We start from the raw sequence: 16,214 nt of genomic DNA on the forward strand, positions 1-16,214 counted from the left end.
CCACGCCCCTCACACGGCGGCGCGCAGCTGGGCGCTGCCGCGGCGGTACAGGTACAGGGTGGCGCACAGGGCGCACAGGGCGGCGAAGCTCATCCAGTAGCCGGGTGCGGCCTTGTCGCCGCTGCTGTGGATCAGCGCGGTGGAGATGGCCGGGGTAAAGCCGCCGAACACCGCGGTGGCCAGGCTGTAGGCCAGGGAGAAACCGGCCACGCGCACTTCCACCGGCATGATTTCGGTCAGCGCCGGGATCATCGCGCCGTTGTACATGCCGTACATGAACGACAGCCACAGCAGGGTTTCCAGCATGTGTGCGAAGCTTGGTGCCTGGGCCAGGAACGACAGCGCCGGGTACGAGGTGGCAATGGCCAACACGGTCATGGCGATCAGCATCGGCTTGCGGCCGATACGGTCAGACAGCGCGCCGCCGATAGGCAGCCAGATGAAGTTCGACACACCCACCAGCAGGGTCACCATCAGCGCGTCGGCGGTGCTCAGGTTGAGCACGCTCTTGCCGAAGGTGGGCGCGTACACGGTGATCAGGTAGAAGGCGGTGGTGGTCATGGCCACCATCAGCATGCCGGCCACCACGATGGTCCAGTTGGCCACCAGGGTGTTGTACACCTCGCGCATGGCCGGGCGGTGACGGCGGGCGCTGAACTCTTCGGTCTCTTCCAGCTTGCGACGCAGCAGGAAGATGAACGGCACGATCATGCAGCCCACGGCGAACGGAATGCGCCAGCCCCAGGCGGCGATGTCGTCACCGCTCATCCACTGGTTCAGGCCGTAGCCCAGCGCGGCAGCCACGACGATGGCGACCTGCTGGCTGGCCGACTGCCAGCTGGTGTAGAAGCCTTTCTTGCCGGGGGTGGCCATTTCCGCCAGGTACACCGACACGCCGCCAAGCTCGGCGCCGGCCGAGAAGCCCTGCAGCAGGCGGCCCAGCAACACCAGGGCGGGGGCCAGCAGGCCGATGGTCTCGTAGCCGGGCACCAGCACGATCAATATCGTGCCGCTGGCCATGATCGACAGGGTCACGATCAGGCCCTTGCGGCGGCCGACGTCGTCGATATAGGCGCCAAGGATCACTGCGCCCAGCGGCCGCATCAGGAAGCCTGCGCCGAACACGGCGAAGGTCATCATCAGCGAAGCGAATTCACTGCTGGCGGGGAAGAAGGCGGCGGCGATGTGGGTGGCGTAGAACCCGAACAGGAAGAAATCGAACTGTTCGAGGAAGTTGCCCGAGGTGACACGGAATACCGCGCCGGCTTTGGCGCGAGCGGACGCGGACGCGCCCTGGGGTGAGGACTGCATGTGCATCTCCCATCATTTTTATGACACGTGCAACGGGGCACATGGGTTTTTTGTAGGGGGACGATGGTCGCGGAAATATTTTGAAATGATAACTGCATATTTCTGATGTATTGATGCGCGGATGTTATCACTCAGCGCATCAGTCGCCCGCGGCGCAGCCGTATAGGGCCGCTGCCGATGCGGTCCGGGGCCAAAGTGGCTTCGCCTTGAGTGATGCGCAAAACGTCAGCTTGGGCCAGGCACGAGGCCACCCGGCGGATGTCCGGCATCAACGCGCGCCACAGCGCCTCGTCGGCGCTGAGCACGCGGGCGACGTCGCTGGGGCAGATGGAGTCTTCGGGGGCGCGTTGGGAGAGCAGGGCGAAGATCGCCCGGGTGATCATGCTGTCGTCGATGTTCATGGGGGATGCGCGGCAGTAACGAAAACGTCTTTGTAACACCTCAGCCAACGCCGATCCATCAGGCCATGGCACGTTGCAACAAATGTAGCTGCTGCCGCAAGGCTGCGGCCCGCCGTGTGGACGGCGGGTGGTGGCCGTTGCGCGATTCCCCCCAGGCGCGCGTCCTGCCTCAGCGGTGGGCTTCGGCCACCGGGGTAGCGGCGGCCTCGGCCTGCTTGCCAAAGGCCACGAAGTAGGCCAGGCCCACGAACACCGCGCCACCCACGGCGTTGCCGAGGAACACCGCCACCAGGTTGTTGGCGCACTGGCTCCAGTCCAGGGCACCGGCGAAGATGGCCGCCGGGATCACGAACATGTTCGCCACCACGTGCTGGAAGCCGATGGCCACGAAGCCCATCACCGGGAACCACATGCCCAGGATCTTGCCGGTGACTTCCTTGCTTGCGTACGACAGCCACACCGCCAGGCACACCATCCAGTTGCAGCCGATGCCCGAGACGAATGCGTGGGTGAAGTCGGCGCTGGCCTTGGCGTTGGCAATCGCCAGGGTCTTGGCCAGGAACGGGCCTTCGGTCAGGCCCAGCACGTGGCCGAAGCAGTAGGCCACGAACAGCGCGCCCAGCAGGTTGGCCACGGTCACCAGCAGCCAGTTGCGCAGCAGCGCGGCCAGGCTGATCTTGCCGCTGAACAGGGCCATGGGCAGGGTCATCATGTTGCCGGTCAGCAGTTCGCCGCCGCCCAGGATCACCAAAATCAGGCCCAGCGGGAACACGGCGGCGCCCAGCAGGTTGCCCAGGGACGACCAGGCGCCGGGGATCATGGTGCTGACGTGGATGTCGAGCAAAAAGCCCAGGGCGATGAAGGCGCCGGCCAGGAAGCCCAGCACCAGGATCGCGGGCAGCGAGGCCTGGGCTTTCTTGGTGCCGGTTTCGATGGCCATCTCGGCGATCTGCTGGGGGGTGTTCAAGGACATGGAAGGTACTCGCGAGCCAGGTGGAAAAAGGGTGCGCTGTCTTACGCTGCGCCATCCTGGCCCTGCGACGATTTGCGACATTGATTGCCGCGAAAGCTAATGGCTCAACGCCTGCACGTCTAATCGCTTGTTTCGATAGCGCGATTGACCCTGTCGATGGGTCACGAATCCCTGTGGGAGCTGGCTTGCCAGCGAGCTGTTTGCCGCCAAAAAAACTCGCTGGCAAGCCAGCTCCCACAAGGCAGGTCAATAAACTTGTGAGCATTCGCGCCAAGCGGTATAGAATTCCTTATCCATCAAGAGATTAAACGTTCCGTACACGGGGCAGTCTATCTCGGCGATTATTCATGAAAGGCAGGCCGGATCTTGGAACAGCTAAAACGCCTTGAAAGCGGTATTGAAGGGCTCGACCTTCTGTTGAAGGGCGGGCTGGTCGCAGGTTCGTCCTACATCGTCCAGGGGCGACCGGGGTCGGGCAAGACCATCCTGGCCAACCAGCTGGGCTTCAACCACGTGCGCAATGGCGGGCGAGTATTGGTGGCCACGCTTTTGGCCGAGTCCCACGAGCGACTCTTCCAGTACCTGTCGACCCTGCGGTTCTTCGACGCCGGCCGCATCGGCAACGAGATCCAGTTCGTCAGCGCCTTCGACACCCTGGAAAACGAAGGCCTGGACGAGGTGGTCAAGCTGCTGCGCCGCGAGATCAGCCGGCAGAAGGCCACGGTGCTGATCGTCGACGGCCTGCTCAATGCGCGCTCCAAGGCCGAGTCGCAGATCGACACGAAGAAATTCATCTCCGAGCTGCAGGGCCACGCCGCCTTCGCCGGCTGCACCGTGCTGTTCCTCACCAGCTCGCGGCTGGACGATGGCAGTCCCGAGCACACCATGGTCGACGGCGTCATCGAACTGGGCGAAGAGCTGTTCGGCACCCGCTCGGTGCGCCGCATCCAGCTGCGCAAGACCCGCGGCAGCGGCGCCCTGTCGGGCCTGCACGAATGCGAGATCACCGACGACGGCCTGGTGGTGTACCCGCGCCTGGAAAGCCTCTACAGCCACCCGTCGCGCCCCGACAGCGCCGACCTGACGCGCCTTCCAAGCGGCGTGCCGGCGCTGGACAAGCTGATCGGCGGCGGCCTGCCGCGCTCGTCGGTGACCCTGGCCATGGGCCCCTCGGGCATCGGCAAGACCTCCCTGGGCATTCACTTCCTGGGCGCCGGCAGTCACGTCGAGCCGGCGTTGCATTTCGGCTTCTACGAGTCGCCGCAACGCCTGGCCATCAAGGCCAAGGCCCTGGGCTACGACTTCCAGGCCATGCAGGACGCCGGCGCGCTGTTCGTGTCCTGGCAGCCCACCACCGAAGGCCTGGTCGACGGCCTGGGCGCACGCCTGCTCAAGCAGGTGGACGAGCACCGCATCAAACGCGTGCTGATCGACAGCCTGGGCGGCATGACCCGTTGCGCCACCAACCAGGCGCGCCTCACCGAGTTTTTCAGCGCCCTGATGGGCGAGCTGCGCGCCCGCGGCGTGACGGTGTTCGTGACCTGGGAGATCCGCGGCCTGTTCGGCCCCGAGATCACGTCGCCGACGCCGGACCTGTCGAGCATCGTCGACAACATCCTGCTGCTGCGGTTCGTGGAATATGAAGCTGAACTAAAACGCTTGCTGTCCATCCTTAAAGTAAGGGACAGCGTTTATGACCCGTCGCTGTTGGAGCTGGTCATCGACGAAAGCGGCATCGATCTGAAGAAGGCGTTCAAGCATGCAGAGGCAGTGTTATCCGGAAGCGCCTCGGCGGTCAGCAAGCCTTGAAGACGCCCCGGTCGAGCTGACATGAGCACTATCCTGATCGTCGACGACGAATTCATGATTGCCAACATCCTTGAACTGGCGTTCGAGGATGAGGGCTATGAGGTCGTCAAGGCAGCCAATGGCCGCAAGGGCCTGGAAGTGCTGGAGCGCGAGCGCCCGGCGCTGGTGATCACCGACTTCATGATGCCGGTGATGGACGGTCTGGAAATGGCCCGCAAGATTCGCGAGCACGCGCTGTACAAAGACATGCCCATCCTGCTGATGAGCGGTGCCCAGGGCAGCATTGGTCGTGCTACCCCGCAACTGTTCGCCGCCGTGTTCGACAAGCCGTTCAAGATCGATGACGTGGTGGCCAAGGTCCGCGAACTGATCGGCCCGCCGGGGCATTCACCGCACTGATTCCAGCAACCCCAGCAGCCGCGCGACCATGGCCTGGCGAGTGGCGTCGTCCAGGGTCAGGGGTGGCAGCAGGCGGATGGTCTGGCCGCGGGCGATGTTGATCAGCACGCCGTGCTCACGCGCGGCCAGCTCCGCCAGGTGGCGCGCCGGGAACGCCAGGTCGATACCGATCATCAAGCCGTGGCCGCGCACCGCCAGCACCTGGGGGTGGCCCTTCAACGCCATGCGCAGTTCGTCCAGCATCAGCCGGCCCTGGCGCTCGGCGTTCGCCACCAGCCCTTCTTCCTCCATGATCTCCAGCACCGTGCACGCCACCCGGCAGGCCAGCGGGTTGCCGCCGAAGGTGCTGCCGTGGCTACCGGGGCCGAACAGCTCGGCCGCGGCGCCGGCGGCCAGGCAGGCGCCGATGGGCACGCCGTTGCCCAGGGCCTTGGCCAGGGTCATCACGTCGGGCACCACGCCTTCATGCTGGCCGGCGAACCAGCGGCCGGTGCGGCCCAGGCCGGTCTGGATCTCGTCGAGCATCAGCAGCCATTGCTGTTCATCGCACAAGGTGCGTAGGGCCGCCAGGTAGCCACCGGGCGCCACCTGCACGCCGCTTTCGCCCTGCACCGGTTCCACCAGCACGGCGGCAATGCGTTGGCCGTGGCTCTGCGCCAGGGCCTGGATGGCCAGCACGTCGCCGAACGGCACCTTGATGAAACCGTCCATCAGCGGCGCGAAGCCGGCCTGGCAGCTGGGGCTGTCGCTGGCCGACAGGGTGGCGAAGGTGCGGCCATGGAAACTGTTCTCCATCACCACCACCAGCGGCTGGCGGATGCCCTTGCGCTGGGCATGCAGCCTCGCCAGCTTCAGCGCGGTTTCGTTGGCCTCGGCGCCGGAGTTGCAGAAGAACGCCCGCTGCATGCCGGCCAGCGCCGTCAGCTGCTGCGCCAGCTGCACCTGCCAGTCGATGCGGTACAGGTTGGAGGTGTGCAGCAGCAGGCCGGCCTGCTCGCGAATCGCTTCGACGATGCGCGGGTGGCTGTGGCCCACCGAGGTGACCGCCACGCCGGCCAGGGCGTCGAGGTACTCGCGGCCCTCGCTGTCCCACAACCGGCAGCCTTCACCGCGGGTGAAACTGATGGGCAGCGGCTGGTAGTTGTTCATCAGGCTGGGGTGGTTGCCGGGCAGGGCTTGGGGGGCATTCATGGGGGCCGTCTCCTTGTAGTGGGCCAGCTCAGTATGTTTATCCAGCAAGGCGGGATAAACGGCTCTACACTGAAAGGACTTTAAAGCAGGAGTGGCTAATGGACCTGTTTCAGGCCATGGGCGTATTCGTCCAGGTGGTGGAGGGCGGCAGCATGACCGCCGCCGCCGAAGCGTGCGGCATGTCCACCACCATGGTGGGCAACCATTTGCGCGCGCTGGAGCAGCGCCTGGGCGTCAGCCTGCTGCGCCGCACCACCCGGCGCCAGAGCCTCACCGAGTTTGGCAGCGCTTACTACCAGCGTTGCCTGGACATACTCGGCCAGGTCAGCGCCGCCGAGCAGTTGGCCGAGGAGGTGCAGGCCGTGCCCCACGGCACCTTGCGGGTCAGCGCGCCGCCGACCTTCGGCGCCGAATGCCTGATGCCCTGCCTGGCGGGCTACCTGGCGGCCAACCCGGCGGTGAACCTCGACGTGGTGCTGACGGACCGGCTGGTGGACCTGGTGGAGGAGGGCTTCGACGCCGCCATTCGCCTGGGCACCCTGGAGAACTCCAGCCTGGTGGCGCGGCCGCTGCACGACTACGGCCTGACGTTGTGCGCAGCCCCAACGTACCTGGCCCGGCGCGGCGTGCCGACGACGGTGCAGGCGCTGGCCGCGCACGATTGCCTGGCGTTCGCCTACCCGGCCGGCACCGAATGGCGCTGGACGCAGAAGCACTGGCGGTTGACCGGGCCGGATGGCGAGGTGACGGTGGATGTCAGCGGGCGAATCGCCGTCAACAGCGCCCCGGCGTTGAAGCGCGCGGCGTTGTCGGGGCTGGGCATCGTGATGCTGCCCGATGCGCTGGTGCGCGAGGAACTGGACGATGGCCGGCTGCTGCCGTTGCTGGCGGACTGGCACCTGCCGGTGCGGCCGATGCACCTGGTCTACCCCCAGGAGCGCTACCGGTCGCCGAAGCTGCGCAGCTTCGTCGACTATATCGTGCAGCACATGGGGCGCGGTTAACCCTACGACGCTGAAATGCGTAGCCGCTGCCGCAGGCTGCGCTGGCCATCACCTACACTGGACATCTCCAGTGTACGTCAGGGCCAGCGCAGCCTGTCGGCAGCGGCTACGCAAGCGGTGTGGGGGTCAGACCTCCAGGCGTTTCACTTCACCCAGCAGGAACAGGTACGCCAGCGCACCCGCCAACGCCACGCCACCAATGAACCACAGCGCGCCGGTGAACGAACCGCTGCTGGAGACGATGAAGCCGATCACCAGCGGGGTGCTGATGCCCGCGATGCCAGTCACCAGGTTGAACACCCCGGCGCTCAGGCCGATGAGTTTTTTCGGGGCGATGTCGGAGATCACCGTCCAGCCCAGGCCGACCATGCCCTGGCCGAAGAAAGCGATGGACAGGATGGCGATCACCGCCTGGTCGCTTTGCACGAAGTTGGCCAACACGATGCTGCTGGCCATCAGCAGGCCGGCGATGATCGGCAGTTTGCGGCCCAGGCTGGCGTTGCCGGTACGCTGGATCAGGCGGTCGGAGAACCAGCCGCCCAGCATCACCCCGCAGCCGGCGGCAATGAACGGCAGCACGGCGAAGAAGCCCATCTTCATCCAGCCCATGTGACGCTCGGTGGACAGGTAGGTGGGGAACCAGGTCAGGAAGAACACCAGGGTGGAGTTACCGGCAAACTGGCCCAGGCAGGCGCCCCAGATCTGCCGGTAACCCAGCAGCTTGCGCAGGCTGGCCCACGAGAACGGGGTTTTCTTCTGCTCTTTCGGCGCCAGGCCACCACCGGCCTCGATGTAGTCCAGTTCCGCCTGGTTGACGCTGGTGCACTCGTGCGGCTCGCGGTAGCGCACCTTCCACACCAGGGCGAACACCAGGCCGATGATGCCGGTCAGCACGAACAGCGAGCGCCAGCCGTAGTGGGCCAGCAGCATGAACAGCAGCGGGCTGAGGAACGCCAGGCCGATGTACTCGCCCACGGTGTAGATGCTGGTGGCGCGCGCCCGTTCCTGCTGCGGGAACCAGGTGGCGACCACGCGGCTGTTGGTGGGGAAGCAGGTAGCTTCACTCACGCCCAGCAGCAGGCGCAGGCCGATCAGCGAGGCGAAGCCGCTCACCAGGCCATGCAGTAGGGTAGTCAGCGACCAGGCGCTGGCGGCGACGAAATAGGTCTTGCCGCTGCCGAAGCGGTCGAGCAGGGCGCCGCCGGGCACTTGGGCCAGCACGTAGCTCCAGGCGAAGGCGGAGAACATCACGCCCATCAGCGCCGGGTCGATGCCCAGTTCGCCGGTCATGGTCGGGGCGGCAATCCCGAGGATGCTGCGGTCCAGGTAGTTGATGATGGTACCGACCGCCAGCAAGGTCAAAATTACAAAGCGGGCACGGCTGGGGCGCACGGCAGAGGCAGCAGCGGAACGAGTCGCGGCGGCGATCGTCACTGCGCCCGAGTTGTTATCAGGCATGGGGTGATTCTCGTCTTTGTAGTTGTTGCCCGGCAGGCTATTGAAGCCGCTACCCAGGGTCAAGCCAAAATGTACGAACCGGTTCGATGATCGGCCAGTCAGCCGCTCTGCGGCGGGCTGTCGCACTATCTACCTGGAAAGGTTAAGAATTTTTCATCTGCGAAGCTACCCGCCGAAGGGCTACTGGCCGCCGTCGGGGCGGTTGGTTACCCTAGGTGCCTTGTCTTCTTGCGTCAGCACTGCCATGGCCATCGCCACCCCGCCCGACCTCAGCAACACCGAAATTCCCGTGCAGCCGCTGGCGCGCACTTACCCGCGCGGGCTGTTCGTGGAGCCTCACGAACATGTGTGGGGGCAGTTGCTGTACGCGGTCAGCGGGGTGATGTGGGTGGAAACCCCAACCGAGGCGCTGGTCGTGCCGCCGCAGCGCGCGGTGTGGCTGCCGCCCGGGGTGCCCCACGGCATTCGCGTGGTCACCGACCTGCAGATGCGCAATATCTACTTGCGCCCGGCCATTGCCGCCACCCTCGACCGCCATGTGCAGGTGCTGGAGGTGGGCAGCCTGTTGCGCGAGCTGATCCTGACCCTGGTGGGCCATGAAGCGGAGCGCCAGGGCGAGTATTACCAGGCGCTGGCGCAACTGGCGGTGCTGGAGCTGCACAAGGCCCGCCGCAGCGCCATGCGCGTGCCGCTGCCCGATTCCTCCGACCGGCGGCTGATGAACCTGTGCCAGGCGGTGATGGCCCAGCCGTCGCTGGAGGTTTCCTTCGAGCAGCACGCCGCCAGCGCCGGCGCCAGCGTGCGCACCCTGGCGCGGCTGTTCCAGGCCAGCCTGGGCATGGGCTTCGCCGAATGGCGCCGGCAGGTGCAGTTGGCCACGGCGGCAGCCGAGCTGATCCAGGGCGTGCCAGTGAGCACCATCGCCCGCACCATGGGCTATTCGCCCAGCAGCTTCAGCGACATGTTCAAACGCGCGTTAGGCGTGGCGCCTTCCCAGTTCACTTCCGGCGCCCCGTAACAGGGACTGACTTGTGGGAGCTGGCTTGCCAGCGAGCTTTTATGGCCCCAACAGCTCACTGGCAAGCCAGCTCCCACAGGTTGTAGCAGTTACCGCGGGCTGCTACGCGGGATTCGGGAGACGTTATGGCCGACAGGATGAAGCGCTTGACCGACACCCTGGCCCCGTCGGCCATAGACTGCCGGGCATCAACCCCAGGGAGTTCCACATGAAAGCGCTGCAATTCAACCGCACCGGTGATCTGGCCAACCTGAACCTCGTCGAACTGCCCACCCCGGTGCCCGTCCAGGGCCAGGTGCTGGTGCAGGTCAAGGCCGCCGGCCTGAACCCCAGCGACGTCAAGAACGTGCTCGGGCGTTTCCCCTACACCACGCTGCCCCGGGTGCCGGGCCGCGATTTCGCCGGCGTGGTCATCGAAGGCCCGCAGCACCTGCTGGGGCAGGACGTGTGGGGCACCGGCAGCGACCTGGGCTTCAAGCACGACGGCAGCCACGCCCAGTACCTCACCGTGCCCGCCGACGGCGTGGCGCTGAAACCCAAGGCCTTGAGCTTCAGCCAGGCCGCCAGCCTGGGCGTGCCCTACACCACGGCGTGGGATGCGGTGGAACGCAGCCAGGTGACCCAGGGCACGCGCTTCCTGGTGCTGGGCGCCAACGGCGCGGTCGGCACGGCGGCCATGGCCCTGGCCCGGGTGCGCGGCGCCCAGGTGCTGGCCGCCGTGCGTCGCCCGGAGCAGGCCAAGGCGCTGCAGGCCCAGGGCTATGAAGTGATTCTGCTGGACCAGGCCGAGACCCTGGCGGCCCAGGTGGAGGCGGTGTTCCCCGGAGGCGCCGAGGTGATCTTCGACACCACCGGCTTCTGGCTGCCGGCCGCGGTCGGCGCCCTGGCCACCTTCGGCCGTATCGCCATCATTGCCGCGCCGGTCAACGGCCTGGTGGAGTTCTCGGCGCTGGGCCTGTACCGCAAGGGCGGCGTGCTGGTGGGCGTCAACAGCCTGCTGTACAACTGCGCCGCCTGTGCGCGCATGCTCGAACAGTTCGGCCAGCACTTCGACAACGGCACCCTGCCGTTGCCCGTGGACCTACTGGAGGTGCCGCTGGCCGACGGCCTGGCCGCCTACGCCGACGTCAACGGCGGCAGCAGCCAGAAGGTCATTTTGCTGCCTTGAGCCGGCTGTTCCACAGGAAGGCCACCAGGCCCACCAGTGGAATCGCACACCCCACCTTGACGATCAATCCCCAGCCGCCGGCCTCGTACAGGCTGCTGGCGATCGCCGAGCCCACCGCGCCGCCGACGAAGATGCTAGTCACGTACAGTGCATTCAGGCGGGCGCGGCTGCTGGCGTCCAGGCTGTAGATGATGCGTTGGCCCAGCACCATGTTCATCTGCACGGCGAAGTCCAGCAGCACCCCGGTCAGGGCCAGGGCCACCACGGCATGGCCGGGCAGCAGCAGGGCGGTGGTGAAGCTCAGCGGTGCCAGCACCATGGCCACTAGCGAGGCGCGGCGGGTGTGGCCGGCGTCGGCCAGGCGCCCGGCGATGGGCGCGGCAATGGCGCCGATAGCCCCCACCAGGGCGAAAATGGCGATCTGGCTCTGGCTCAGGCCGTGCACCCGCGAAAGCTCCAGGGGCACTGCAGTCCAGAACAGGCTGAAGGTGGCGAACATCATGCCCTGGTACAGCGAGCGCTGGCGCAGCAGCCGATGGCGGCGCACCAGGGTGCCCAGCGAGGCCAGCAACTGGCCGTAGCTGGCGCTGTGGTCGGGTTGGCGGTGGGGGATGGTGCGCGCCATCACCAGGGTAATTGCCACCATTACCACGGCGGCGACGTAGAACACCGCGCGCCAGCCGAAGTGGTCGGCGATCACGCTGGACAGCGGCCGCGCCAGCAGGATACCCACCAGCAGGCCACCCATGATGCTGCCCACCACGCGGCCGCGCGAGCTTTCGTCGGCCATGTGCGCGGCCAGCGGAATCAGCATCTGCACCGACACCGAACTGAAGCCGATCAGCAGCGACACCACCAGGAATACACTGGGCTGCTGGCTCAGCGCCGCGCCGATCAGGCTGAGCGTGGCGAGCAGGGTGGTGGCGAGCATCAGCTTGCGGTTTTCCAGCAGGTCGGCCAGCGGCACCAGGAAGAAGATGCCGGCCGCGTAGCCGATCTGCGTCAGCGACACGATCAGGCTGGCGCCGTGGGCCGACAGGCCGATGTCCGGGGCGATCAGCTCGATGATCGGCTGCGCGTAGTAGATGTTGGCGACGATGGCGCCGCAGCAGAAGGCGAACAGCGCCACCATGGCGCGGGTCATGGTGGGGTGCTTCATGTGCACGGGCTCGGTGAGGCTGGTCATGGGGCGGGGCTCTGTCAGATGGCGTAGACGCTGCTGTTCGTGGGAGCTGGCTTGCCAGCGAGTTGTTGGGGCCATAAAAGCTCGCTGGCAAGCCAGCTCCCACAAAACGAATTTGCGTGCCAAGGCTAAGCCTATGGGAAGCCGCAGGCCAGAGCGTTTGCGTTAATAGTCACCATGCGCCAGGGCGATAAACAAAAACGACCCCTCTATAACCATTACACAGACGACGCTGGCCAGGGCCTGGGTTAGCCTGCCTCATCACAAGAATTTCATTTCCAGCGAGCAGAGGTTTGCATGGCGCGCATCATTGGCGGTCTCGCCGTTTCCCACACGCCTACCATCGGTTTTGCCGTAGACAACAACAAGCAGGAAGAAGCGGCGTGGGCGCCGATTTTCAAGGATTTCGAGCCGATCAAGGCCTGGCTCGAAGAGAAACAGCCCGATGTGTTGTTCTACATCTTCAACGACCATGTGACCTCGTTCTTCTTCGACCACTACTCGGCCTTCTGCCTGGGCGTGGACGAGCGCTACGAAGTGGCCGACGAAGGCGGTGGCAAGCGCGCCATCCCGGCCATCGGCGGCCATGCCGAGCTGTCGCGGCACATCGGCCGCAGCCTGATGGCTGATGAATTCGACATGTCGTTCTTCCGCGACAAACCCGTGGACCACGGCCTGTTCTCGCCCATGTCGGCGCTGCTGCCGTTCGACACCGAGTGGCCGGTGAAAGTAGTGCCGCTGCACGTGGGCGTGCTGCAGTTCCCCATCCCCAGCGCCAAGCGCTGCTACAAGCTGGGCCAGGCCCTGCGCCGCGCCATCGAAAGCTTCCCCGAGGACATCAAGGTCGCCGTAGTGGCCACCGGCGGCGTGTCGCACCAGGTGCACGGCGAGCGCTGCGGCTTCAACAACCCGGAATGGGACGCGCAATTCCTCGACCTGCTGGTGAACGACCCGCAGCGCCTCACCGACATCACCCTGGCCGAATACGCCGAGCTGGGCGGCATGGAAGGCTCGGAGGTGATCACCTGGCTGATCATGCGCGGCGCGCTGTCGTCCAACGTCATCAAGCGCCACGAGGGCTACTACCTGCCATCGATGACCGGCATCGCCACCCTGGTCCTGGAAAACCAGGCCCGCGAGGTGCCGGTGGACGTGCTGGCGCGCCACCGCGAGCACATCGATTATCAGCTCAAGGGCGTGGAAAACCTGCCTGGCACCTACCCCTTCACCCTCGAGCGTAGCCACAAGGGCTACCGCTTAAACCGCTTCCTGCACGGCTTGATCGTGCCGGCGTTCCGCGAGCGTTTCCTCGCCGACCCCGAGGCGCTGTTCGAGGAGGCCCGGTTGAGCGAGGAAGAGCGCGAGCTGGTGCGCCGCCGTGACTGGCTGGGGCTGCTGCAGTACGGCGTGATCTTCTTCCTGCTGGAGAAGCTGGGCGCGGTGGTGGGGGTGTCCAACCTGCACATCTACGCAGCCTTCCGTGGCCTGTCCCTGGAAGACTTCCAGAAGACCCGCAACCAGCAGGTCCTTTACTCGGTGGCCGGCAAGCGCTGAGCCACCTCGGCGCGAATCTGCTCCATCAACGCCTGGGCCGCCGGCGCGTGCAGGCCGGCGCTGCGGTAGGTGAGGCCGATGGGGCGGGCGGTGAGCGGCAGCGCCAGGTCCAGAGGCTGCAGCTCGCCGCTGTCGATCTCGTGGCCCAACTGGTGGGCTGACACCGCGGCGATCATGTCCGAGCCCAGCAGCAGGCCGCGGATGATTGCCAGGTCAGCGCTTTCCACCACCGGCAACGGCGCGGCAAAGCCCCAGGCGGCGAACTGGTTGTTCAGCAGGCCGCGGGCCGGGCTGCCGGCGCGCGGCAGCACCCAGCGCATGCTCTGCAGGTGGGCCGGGCCGATGGCCTGGCCTTGCAGCGGGTGATCGCGGCGGGCCAGCAGCACCATGGCCTCGGTCAGCAGCGCCTCGCCGTGCAGGTCGCTGGCGAAGTCCGCCGGGCGCAGGGCGCCGAAGACAAAATCCACATCCCCCGCCCGCAACTCCGACGCCAGCAGCTCGAACGGGCTTTCATTGGTGGCCACCCGCACGCCCGGGTGCTGGGCGGTCAGCGCGACGATGGCGGCTGGCAGCAGGCGGTTGCGGCCCAAGGGCAGGGCACCGACGTTGACCGTGCCCTGCAGCGAACCGCGCAGGGCGGCCAGGTCGGCGTCGATGTGGCGCAGCTCGTTCAGGGCGCGGCGCAGCGGCGCGAGGATCTCGCTGGCGGCGCGGGTGGGTTGCAGGCCGCGGGACGAGCGTTCGAACAGCAGGCAGCCGCTGCCGCCCTCCAGCACCTTCAGCGCCGCGCTCACCGCCGGCTGCGTCAGGCCGTAGAGGCTGGCCACGGTCTGCATGTGGCGGGTCTGGCACAGGGCGATGAACAGCTCCAGGCGCCGGGCGTTGAGCAGGTACAGCGGCTCGGCGGCATGGCCGGCGACGTTGCCCAGCAGCGCCGGCACGCTCTCCAGCTCCGCCAGGGTGCGCCGCGCCCGGGCCAGCACGCGCTTGCCCTGGTCGGTCAGCAGCATGCCGCTGGCGTGGCGCTCGAACAGCGGCACGTCCAGGCGCACCTCTAGGTCGCGAATGGCCCGGGTGACCACCGATTGGGCGCGAAACATCAGGGTCGAGGCGCGGGAGATACTGCCGTGTTCGGCCACGCGCACAAAGGCGCGGACCTGCAGCAGGTTGGGCAGTTCGTCGACCATGGCGCAGGTCCCGATAAATAAAAAGTATACCTAGCGTAACCGAAGGCAATATTCCCCGCCAAGGCCGGGTGACAGGATGAAGCCATTCCCAACACAGGAGCCCACCATGTCTGCCAACACCAACAAGACCGCCCTGGTGGTCAGCGCCCACTCCGCCGACTTCGTCTGGCGCGCCGGCGGTGCCATCGCCCTGCACGCCAAGCAAGGCTACGACGTGCACATCGTCTGCCTGTCGTTCGGCGAGCGTGGCGAGTCGGCGAAAATGTGGCGCAAGGGCCCGGGCATGACCGAGGAAATCGTCAAGGCCGGCCGTCGCCAGGAAGCCGAGGCCGCCGCCGAGGTGCTGGGCGCCACCGTCGAGTTCTTCGACATCGGCGACTACCCGATGCGCGCCGACACCGACACCCTGTTCCGCCTGGCGGACGTGTTCCGCCGCGTGCAGCCGGAGTTCGTGCTCAGCCACTCGCTCAAGGACCCCTACAACTACGACCACCCGCTGGCCACCCACCTGGCCCAGGAAGCGCGCATCATCGCCCAGGCCGAAGGCTACAAGCCGGGCGAGAAGATCGTCGGCGCACCGCCCGTGTACAGCTTCGAGCCGCACCAGCCCGAGCAGTGCGAGTGGAAGCCCGACGTGCTGCTGGACATCACCGAGGTGTGGGACCAGAAGTACGCCGCCATCCAGTGCATGGCCGGCCAGGAACACCTGTGGGAGTACTACACCCGCGTTGCCCTGCAACGTGGCGTGCAGGCCAAGCGCAACATCGGCATCACCGCGAAGAAAGACATCATCTACGGCGAGGGCTACCAGAGCATCTTCCCTCGCGTGACGGAGAACCTGGGATGAGCCTCGTAGGAAAGACCGGCGTCGTAGTCCGCAATATCCAGCGCGCCGACAGCGCCCTGATCGACGAGCTGCGCCAGTACGGCGTGGCCACCGTGCACGAAGCCCAGGGCCGCAAGGGCCTGCTCGCGCCGTTCATGCGCCCCATCCAGCAAGGCGTGGCCATCAGCGGCTCGGCGGTCACCGTGCTGGTGGCCCCTGGCGACAACTGGATGTTCCACGTCGCCGTGGAGCAGTGCCAGGCCGGTGACGTCCTGGTGGTGGCGCCCAGCTCGCCCTGCACCGACGGTTACTTTGGCGACCTGCTGGCCACTTCCTTGCAAGCCCGCGGTGTGCGCGGCCTGATTCTGGAAGCCGGCGTGCGCGACACCCACACCCTGCGCGACATGGGCTTCCACGTGTGGTCCAAGGCCGTGCATGCCCAGGGCACCATCAAGGAAACCCTGGGTTCGGTGAACATCCCGGTGATCTGCGCCGGCCAGCTGGTAGAGCCAGGCGACGTGGTGCTGGCCGACGACGACGGCGTGGTGGTGGTGCGTCGTGACGAGCTGCACACCGTGGTGGAAGCCGCCCGCAAGCGCGCTGACCTGGAAGAAAGCAAGCGCCTGCGCCTGGCCAGCGGCGAGCTGGGCCTGGACATCTACAACATGCGCCCACGCCTGGCCGAGAAGGGCCTGCGCTACGTGGACGACGCCAGCGAACTGGAGGACTGAC

15 protein-coding genes are annotated in these 16,214 nt (G+C 66.5%); 8 read left to right on the forward strand and 7 right to left on the reverse strand.

The features are described 5' to 3' along the window. Nucleotides 1-9: 9 nt before the first annotated feature. The 3 genes from tcuC to ACWKWX_RS12080 form a co-directional block, all read right to left on the reverse strand. Complete coding sequence (gene tcuC / locus ACWKWX_RS12070; RefSeq protein ID WP_416425806.1) at nt 10-1,311, reverse strand: MFS transporter; 1,302 nt, start codon at nt 1,309-1,311, stop codon at nt 10-12. Between the two features lie 131 nt (nt 1,312-1,442). Beyond that, nucleotides 1,443-1,712: a DUF3253 domain-containing protein gene (locus ACWKWX_RS12075; RefSeq protein WP_416425804.1), complete on the reverse strand. Its 270-nt coding sequence runs from the start codon at nt 1,710-1,712 to the stop codon at nt 1,443-1,445. Nucleotides 1,713-1,881: 169 nt separating this feature from the next. Next, complete coding sequence (locus ACWKWX_RS12080; protein ID WP_473003782.1) at nt 1,882-2,685, reverse strand: formate/nitrite transporter family protein; 804 nt, start codon at nt 2,683-2,685, stop codon at nt 1,882-1,884. A 363-nt stretch (nt 2,686-3,048) separates the two neighbouring features. Here ACWKWX_RS12080 and ACWKWX_RS12085 point away from each other — a divergent pair, with 363 nt between their 5' ends. Together ACWKWX_RS12085 and ACWKWX_RS12090 are read left to right on the forward strand one after the other, a co-directional pair. Further along, nucleotides 3,049-4,494: an ATPase domain-containing protein gene (locus tag ACWKWX_RS12085; RefSeq protein ID WP_416427437.1), complete on the forward strand. Its 1,446-nt coding sequence runs from the start codon at nt 3,049-3,051 to the stop codon at nt 4,492-4,494. A gap of 21 nt (nt 4,495-4,515) precedes the next feature. After that, nucleotides 4,516-4,893: a response regulator gene (locus ACWKWX_RS12090; protein ID WP_416425800.1), complete on the forward strand. Its 378-nt coding sequence runs from the start codon at nt 4,516-4,518 to the stop codon at nt 4,891-4,893. Here the strand turns inward: ACWKWX_RS12090 and ACWKWX_RS12095 are convergent. Further along, nucleotides 4,882-6,084, reverse strand: a complete 1,203-nt coding sequence (locus tag ACWKWX_RS12095; RefSeq protein WP_483827832.1) for an acetylornithine/succinylornithine family transaminase — start codon at nt 6,082-6,084, stop codon at nt 4,882-4,884. The genes ACWKWX_RS12090 and ACWKWX_RS12095 overlap by 12 nt on opposite strands. A 98-nt stretch (nt 6,085-6,182) precedes the next feature. Between ACWKWX_RS12095 and ACWKWX_RS12100 the strand changes: the two genes are divergently transcribed. Next, nucleotides 6,183-7,088, forward strand: a complete 906-nt coding sequence (locus ACWKWX_RS12100; protein ID WP_483827833.1) for a LysR family transcriptional regulator — start codon at nt 6,183-6,185, stop codon at nt 7,086-7,088. A gap of 126 nt (nt 7,089-7,214) precedes the next feature. On the opposite strand, the gene ACWKWX_RS12105 is transcribed toward ACWKWX_RS12100, so the two are convergent. Beyond that, the gene (locus tag ACWKWX_RS12105) at nt 7,215-8,480 is read right to left on the reverse strand and encodes an MFS transporter (protein WP_483827952.1); all 1,266 of its coding nucleotides are present in this window, start codon (nt 8,478-8,480) and stop codon (nt 7,215-7,217) included. Nucleotides 8,481-8,790: 310 nt separating this feature from the next. Here ACWKWX_RS12105 and ACWKWX_RS12110 point away from each other — a divergent pair, with 310 nt between their 5' ends. After that, the gene (locus tag ACWKWX_RS12110) at nt 8,791-9,564 is read left to right on the forward strand and encodes an AraC family transcriptional regulator (protein ID WP_416427435.1); all 774 of its coding nucleotides are present in this window, start codon (nt 8,791-8,793) and stop codon (nt 9,562-9,564) included. A gap of 208 nt (nt 9,565-9,772) precedes the next feature. Then, a complete protein-coding gene (locus ACWKWX_RS12115) occupies nt 9,773-10,732 on the forward strand; it encodes a quinone oxidoreductase family protein (RefSeq protein ID WP_483827834.1) in 960 nt (319 codons plus the stop codon). On the opposite strand, the gene ACWKWX_RS12120 is transcribed toward ACWKWX_RS12115, so the two are convergent. Then, nucleotides 10,716-11,918 carry an MFS transporter gene (locus ACWKWX_RS12120; protein WP_483827835.1) on the reverse strand — a complete coding sequence of 401 codons (1,203 nt, stop codon included), beginning with the start codon at nt 11,916-11,918 and terminating at the stop codon, nt 10,716-10,718. The genes ACWKWX_RS12115 and ACWKWX_RS12120 overlap by 17 nt on opposite strands. A gap of 294 nt (nt 11,919-12,212) precedes the next feature. On the opposite strand from ACWKWX_RS12120, the gene ACWKWX_RS12125 reads away from it, so the two are divergent. Continuing rightward, nucleotides 12,213-13,469, forward strand: coding sequence for a gallate dioxygenase (locus ACWKWX_RS12125; protein WP_483827836.1), 1,257 nt, complete (start codon nt 12,213-12,215; stop codon nt 13,467-13,469). On the opposite strand, the gene ACWKWX_RS12130 is transcribed toward ACWKWX_RS12125, so the two are convergent. Continuing rightward, a complete protein-coding gene (locus ACWKWX_RS12130; protein ID WP_473003767.1) occupies nt 13,445-14,656 on the reverse strand; it encodes a LysR family transcriptional regulator in 1,212 nt (403 codons plus the stop codon). The genes ACWKWX_RS12125 and ACWKWX_RS12130 overlap by 25 nt on opposite strands. Nucleotides 14,657-14,762: 106 nt before the next feature. Between ACWKWX_RS12130 and galB the strand changes: the two genes are divergently transcribed. Then, nucleotides 14,763-15,503 carry a 4-oxalmesaconate hydratase gene (gene galB / locus ACWKWX_RS12135; protein WP_416425788.1) on the forward strand — a complete coding sequence of 247 codons (741 nt, stop codon included), beginning with the start codon at nt 14,763-14,765 and terminating at the stop codon, nt 15,501-15,503. Further along, nucleotides 15,500-16,213 carry a 4-carboxy-4-hydroxy-2-oxoadipate aldolase/oxaloacetate decarboxylase gene (locus tag ACWKWX_RS12140; protein WP_483827837.1) on the forward strand — a complete coding sequence of 238 codons (714 nt, stop codon included), beginning with the start codon at nt 15,500-15,502 and terminating at the stop codon, nt 16,211-16,213. Before galB ends, ACWKWX_RS12140 begins: the two co-directional genes overlap by 4 nt. The last annotated feature ends 1 nt before the right edge of the window (nt 16,214 follow it).

The sequence above is a fragment of the Pseudomonas imperatae genome (assembly GCF_057128625.1).

Coding starts and splice junctions, on each gene's coding strand:
- tcuC (WP_416425806.1), bottom strand. CDS start 1,311: ATGCAGTCCTCACCCCAGGGCGCGTCCGCGTCCGCTCGCGCCAAAGCC.
- ACWKWX_RS12075 (WP_416425804.1), bottom strand. CDS start 1,712: ATGAACATCGACGACAGCATGATCACCCGGGCGATCTTCGCCCTGCTC.
- ACWKWX_RS12080 (WP_473003782.1), bottom strand. CDS start 2,685: ATGTCCTTGAACACCCCCCAGCAGATCGCCGAGATGGCCATCGAAACC.
- ACWKWX_RS12090 (WP_416425800.1), top strand. CDS start 4,516: ATGAGCACTATCCTGATCGTCGACGACGAATTCATGATTGCCAACATC.
- ACWKWX_RS12095 (WP_483827832.1), bottom strand. CDS start 6,084: ATGAATGCCCCCCAAGCCCTGCCCGGCAACCACCCCAGCCTGATGAAC.
- ACWKWX_RS12100 (WP_483827833.1), top strand. CDS start 6,183: ATGGACCTGTTTCAGGCCATGGGCGTATTCGTCCAGGTGGTGGAGGGC.
- ACWKWX_RS12110 (WP_416427435.1), top strand. CDS start 8,791: ATGGCCATCGCCACCCCGCCCGACCTCAGCAACACCGAAATTCCCGTG.
- ACWKWX_RS12115 (WP_483827834.1), top strand. CDS start 9,773: ATGAAAGCGCTGCAATTCAACCGCACCGGTGATCTGGCCAACCTGAAC.
- ACWKWX_RS12120 (WP_483827835.1), bottom strand. CDS start 11,918: ATGACCAGCCTCACCGAGCCCGTGCACATGAAGCACCCCACCATGACC.
- ACWKWX_RS12125 (WP_483827836.1), top strand. CDS start 12,213: ATGGCGCGCATCATTGGCGGTCTCGCCGTTTCCCACACGCCTACCATC.
- ACWKWX_RS12130 (WP_473003767.1), bottom strand. CDS start 14,656: ATGGTCGACGAACTGCCCAACCTGCTGCAGGTCCGCGCCTTTGTGCGC.
- galB (WP_416425788.1), top strand. CDS start 14,763: ATGTCTGCCAACACCAACAAGACCGCCCTGGTGGTCAGCGCCCACTCC.
- ACWKWX_RS12140 (WP_483827837.1), top strand. CDS start 15,500: ATGAGCCTCGTAGGAAAGACCGGCGTCGTAGTCCGCAATATCCAGCGC.